A 5,225-nucleotide genomic window follows, 5' to 3' on the forward strand; every position below is an offset into this window, starting at 1 on the left:
CCGCTTCCTCTCGCTCGCCGGATGTCAGCCATGACTTCAGATAGCTCGGACCAGATGTCAGCCATGACTTCAGGTAACTCGGACCATCAGCACGATCAGCCGTGGTACTGGACGCTGGGCATGTGGGCCCTCATCGGCGCCGCCTTGCTGTACTTCGGCGGGCTCGCTGCTCACGGGCTGAAGGCCCTCCTCGAAGGCCCCGACGCACTGCCCTGCACGCTCCCGGAGGCGGCCCGGCTCGGCTGCTCCTTCTCGCAGTCCCTCCTGACCTTCGCGGTGGGCGGCGGACTCACGTTCGGCCTCGCGGTGTTCGCCTGGCGCGGCATCAGCTGGGCGTTGGGCGTCGCAATCGTGGCCGTGGTGCTGGTGGCGGTCTTCGTATGGCCGACCCCCTACAAGTACGAGTGGGCGAAGGACAAGAGCTTCGTGGTCCGCATCCATCGCTTCACCGGCGACATTCACTACGAGATGTCTCCGCCGTCGCCGGTGCCGCAGTCGACTACCCGGCGTTGAGCGCGGCCTCCGCCTCGGCTAGCCAGAGGCCGAGCCCCATCTCTTCGAGCTCGGCCACCGCCGTCCGGAGGTGGGCGCGCGCTTCACCGGCCCGGTCCGCGCGCCGGTAGACCTGGCCCAGGCCGAGCTGGACGCGCGCGAGCAGCGCCCGCTGGCCGAGCCGCTCCGCGTGCTGGCTCGCGTCGTGGTACGCAGCGACCGCCGCCTCCAGTCGCAGGGGCTCGGCCGAGGCCAGAATGCGCGCGGAGCCGAGCAGGGCTTCCGACAGATAGCCATCCTCGTGGCATTGCCTGGCCAGCTCGATCGCGCGAGCGATCTTCTGCGTGGCGTCGTCGTGCTTGCCCGCGAGGAGCAGGCCCTCGGCCCACCAGGCATACATGAGCGAAAGGAAATTGCGGCGGCCGGCCATCTCCACGAATGTCCCCGCCTCCAGGTGCGGCAGCGCCTCCGTGGCTCGCCCGGCGAGGGCAAGCGCCCAGCCGTATGTGACGGACGCGCCCGGGAACCAAAGGATCAGCCCCCGGCTCTTGCAGAGCTCCAACGCTCGCTCCGCCTGCTCGACGCCCTGCGCCAGGTTCCCCATATAGATGAGCGGTAGGGCGCCGAGCGTGTACGAGATGGCCTGAGCCTGCGGGTGGTTGGAAGCGTCCGCGGCCTGCTCCGCGCGCCGCGCATACGCCAGACCGCGGCGTGGATCGCCCAGAAAGCTCCAGCAGTGTCCGAGCCAGCCGCAGCTCGAGACGTAGGCGGGCACGGTCAGCGCGAGCAGCCGCCGGGCGATCTCCGCGTCGGGCCCGTCGGCGAGATCCTCGAAGGAGCGCATTGCCTCCCGGTAGAGGCCGAGCGAGAAGCGATTCAGGGCCGACGCGAACATCGCCGCGACTCGGAGGGTGGCGTTTCCAGTTGCGCTCGCGATATCCAGGGCCTGCTCGGCACAGGTGATGCCGTCACGATACCGCGCGTCCATCCAGGAGTAGTGCGCCATGCGCCAAAGGACCTGGCCACGCCGGGGCGGGTCGTCGACCCGTCGGGCGATCGCCTCGGATTCCTGATGCAGCCGAATGAGCCGGTCGACCTGACCGAGTACGATGAGCGGGCTGTGGAGATCGAGCCGCGCGTCGATGGCCCGGCGACCGTTATCCGGCGTGTCTGGCAGGCCCTCGGTCAAGCTCAGCGCCTTCTCGAAGCGGTACAGGCTCTCCTCGACGCCTCCGCGCGCAAAGGCTCGGGCGCCCGCGAGGCGCAGGTAGTCGACCGCTTTGTCCGGGACCTCTCCCAGGAGTGCGTGGTCGGCCAGTCGTTCGGCGAGATCGGCGAGTCGTTCCGGATACAGCCGCTCGATCGCGGCCACGATCCGCGCGTGAAGGGTCCGCCGGCGCCGGTGGTCGATCCCGTCGTAGGTGACCTGGTGGGTGAGCGCGTGCTTGAAGGTCAGCTCGACCTCGGGAGCCATGCTGGTCTGCTGCAGGAACTCACCCGTGCGCAGGAGGGAGAGGGACGCCGCCAGGTCGCGGCCCTCGGGCTCCGCGATAGCGGCCAGGAGCGAAAGCGGCACCTTGCGACCGATGGCCGCGGCCGACTGCAGCACCCCTCGCTCGCGCTCCGGTAGCCGGTTGATGCGGGCGAGCAGGACCTCCTGCACGGTGTGGGGCACGTCGTAGCGGGCCGAGGGGCTCCCGCCCTCGCGGAAGGTGCGGCCGAGCTCCTCGAGAAAAAATGGATTGCCGTCGGCCCGGTCGAGGATCTCGCGGATGATCGTGTCGGGTAGGCGATTCGACGGGAGAATACCGTGGAGCAACCGGCGACTCTCCTCCTCGCCCAGCGGCTGCAGCGAGATCTGGGTCGCCCGGAACTGATCGAGCCGGGCCGCCGGATAATCCGGCCGGTAGGTGAGCACGAGCATCAGTGGCCGGTTGCTCAGCGCTTCGAACATGCTCCGGAGGTTTTCCGACGCCGGGTCGATCCACTGCAGGTCCTCGATGACCAGCACGAGCGGACGTTGGAGACTCGCGCTCGCGCACATGCGGTGCAGGACCTCTGCCGTTCGCTCCCGGATCTCGTCCGGAGTGGAGGTTCCGGGGCGCTCGGAGTCCATCGGATGGCCGAGCAGATGCATTAGATGAGGCAGGATCTCCCCCGCTGGCAACTCGAGCCGGCGAAGCACGTCGACGAGCTTCTGGCGAGCCCGTTCGGCTGAGTCGGTGTCGAGCAGGTGGCAGCCCTGACGCAAGAGATCGATGATGGGGTAGTAGGGGACGCCGATGCCATACGAGGCGCAGTGAGTCTCGAGGTACAGGACCCGCTCCTTCCGCAGTATCTGCCGGAACTCGTGGACGAGCCGTGACTTGCCGATCCCCGCCTCGCCGACGATCGCCACGACCTGCCCGCGGCCGGCCCTGGCCGCCGCGAGCCGGTCGTTGAGCAGGCCGAGCTCGGCCCTGCGGCCCACGAAGTCGGCCATCTGGCCTTCGGGCGCGAGCCCCGGCCGCTCCCGTCCGCATAGCTCGTAGCCATCGATGGAGTCGCGCATCTGACCTATCAAGAATCGCCGCTCGAGAAAGGGCACCGCGGCGGCGGTCACGACAATGGTCCCAGTCTCCGCCTGCTCGAGAATCCGGTCGGCGGCGCCCCAGCTCTCCCGCCGCGTATTCGCCTCGATCTCGGATCCGCCCGACAGGAACGCGACGAGGACCTCGCCGACGTGGATGGCACTCTTCACTCCGAACGGTCCGCCTTCCTCGGGGTACCCTCGTTCGCCAGCTCTCTGGACCGCGGTGGCCACATGTGCAGCCCGCCGGGGCCCATCCTCGATGGGCTCGAGCCCGAAGACCGCGCCGATCTCGGAAGGTCCGATCTCGTCGATGTCGCCGCCAAAGGTCAGGACCTTCTGAACGATCGTATCGAGCACGCGGGTCCCCGTAAGTCGGGTCTCGTCGAGATCGGTCGGCGCCAGCGTCGTGCGGAGGAATGTGATCCGCCGGCGGTGCCAGCGGAGGGGAGCCGGCGGTGCGGTCGGCACCGCCGCGCTCGCCAGCGGCGGGATCGACTGCTCGGGCGTCTCCACCTCCAACCCGGCAGCGCCGGGGTCGTTCGTTCCTCGCCGGAGGAGGCCGAAGCGTTTGATCCGGGCGCGCACCGTGTTGCGGGTCAGGTCCAGCCTCGTGGCGGTCTGGCTGATGTTCCAGCCCGTCTCCTCGAGCGCGCGGAGAAGCCTCTCACGCTCGCCGGGTCCCGTCGGCGCCGAGATTGCCGCGAAGCGTGTGGGCGTCGGCTCGGCGAGCTCCAGCATGTCGACGCCGACCGCGGCGTCGTCGCCGAGCACCGCCACGCGCTCCATGACGTTGGCCAGCTCGCGAACGTTTCCCGGCCACGAATGCGCGAGCAGGCGTGCGGCCGCCGCCGGAAGGAGGTGCTTGGGCGCCAGGCCATAGTCGGCGCACGCGTGCTCGAGGAATCGTTCCGCGAGCAGCAGGATGTCGCGGCCGCGCTCGCGCAGCGGCGGCAGGTCGAACGTGAAGACGGCGAGACGATGGAAGAGATCCTCGCGAAATCGACGGGCGGCAACTTCCTCCCGCAGGTCGAGGTTTGTCGCGCTGATGATCGCTACGTCAACCGGCTCGCTCGTGGTGCTGCCGAGCCGCCGCACGGCCTGCTCCTCGAGCACTGTCAACAGCTTGGCCTGCATGCCGTCGGGAAGCAGCCCGATCTCGTCCAGGAATATCGTGCCGTGGTGCGCGGTCTGGAACAGTCCACGTTTGGACCGCGCGGCATCAGTGAAGGCACCGCGCTCGAACCCGAACAACTCGGCCTCGAACAGGGAGTCGGGGATGGCCGCGCAGTTGACGTCCACGAACGGGGCGTCCGCCCGCGGTCCCGCGCGGTGAATCAGGCGGGCCACGAGTCCCTTGCCGGTTCCGGTGGCGCCCTGGAGCAGGACCGGCGGCCGGCGCCGTCCCGCCTGCGGACGGTTCAGGAGTCGTCGCAGCGCCTGCCGCAAGGCCTCGATCGCCGGACTCTCGCCGAGAAGCTCCGCCAGCTCGTTCATGCCCGCCTTCTGCACCGCTCGACCCATTGGTCAGCGTCGCTAGAGCCGCCCTAAGCACTACCATCCTCGGATGACGAGCGGTACCGAGATTTTCTCCTTGCCGGGGGAGCGCTCACGCCGCGGGGCCCGAGCCGTTTCCTCCCGCCTCTCAGCGCACGAAGACCCGCTCTGCTTGAGCCCGGCGAGGATCATCTCGGCGGAGACCGCGGCCAGCAGGATGCCGAGGATGCGGCTGACCACGTTCATGGCGGTGGCGCCGAGCAGGCGCTCGATTCGTCCGGCCACGAGGAAGGCGACGAAGGCGGGCAGCATGACGGCCGCCAGCGCGAGCAGGAGCAGCCCGGTCTGGAGCACACCGTTGGCCGCCTCGGTGGCCTGCACCACCACCGTGGTGATCGCGCCGGGCCCGGCGATGATCGGCGTTTCCAGGGAAATACCGCGATGTCCTCGCGCTCGATCGGGTGCTCGCCCGCCGCGGCGGCGGGGCCGATCGGACGGCCGAACACGATGTCGATGGACAGGAGCAGCGAAGCTCACGCCTCGCCGCGGGCCCGGTCCCGCAGCACGAACTTCTGGATCTTGCCCGTGGAGGTCTTGGGTAGCGGGCCGAAGACCACGCGCTTCGGCACCTTGAAGCCGGCCAGGTGGTCGCGGCACCACTGGACGA

At 69.3% G+C, this 5,225-nt stretch carries 3 protein-coding genes; 1 reads left to right on the forward strand and 2 read right to left on the reverse strand.

Annotation, left to right across the window (positions count from 1 at the left end; all coding sequences use genetic code 11):
• The first annotated feature begins 63 nt into the window (after positions 1-63).
• Positions 64-513, forward strand: coding sequence for a hypothetical protein (locus VKN16_09375; protein ID HME94411.1), 450 nt, complete (start codon positions 64-66; stop codon positions 511-513).
• Here VKN16_09375 and VKN16_09380 read toward each other — a convergent pair.
• Complete coding sequence (locus VKN16_09380) at positions 500-4,558, reverse strand: sigma 54-interacting transcriptional regulator (protein HME94412.1); 4,059 nt, start codon at positions 4,556-4,558, stop codon at positions 500-502. The genes VKN16_09375 and VKN16_09380 overlap by 14 nt on opposite strands.
• A 57-nt stretch (positions 4,559-4,615) precedes the next feature.
• Complete coding sequence (locus VKN16_09385; protein ID HME94413.1) at positions 4,616-5,095, reverse strand: MarC family protein; 480 nt, start codon at positions 5,093-5,095, stop codon at positions 4,616-4,618.
• Between the last annotated feature and the right edge of the window lie 130 nt (positions 5,096-5,225).

The organism is Candidatus Methylomirabilota bacterium (assembly GCA_035315345.1).
Lineage (GTDB): Bacteria > Methylomirabilota > Methylomirabilia > Rokubacteriales > CSP1-6 > CAMLFJ01.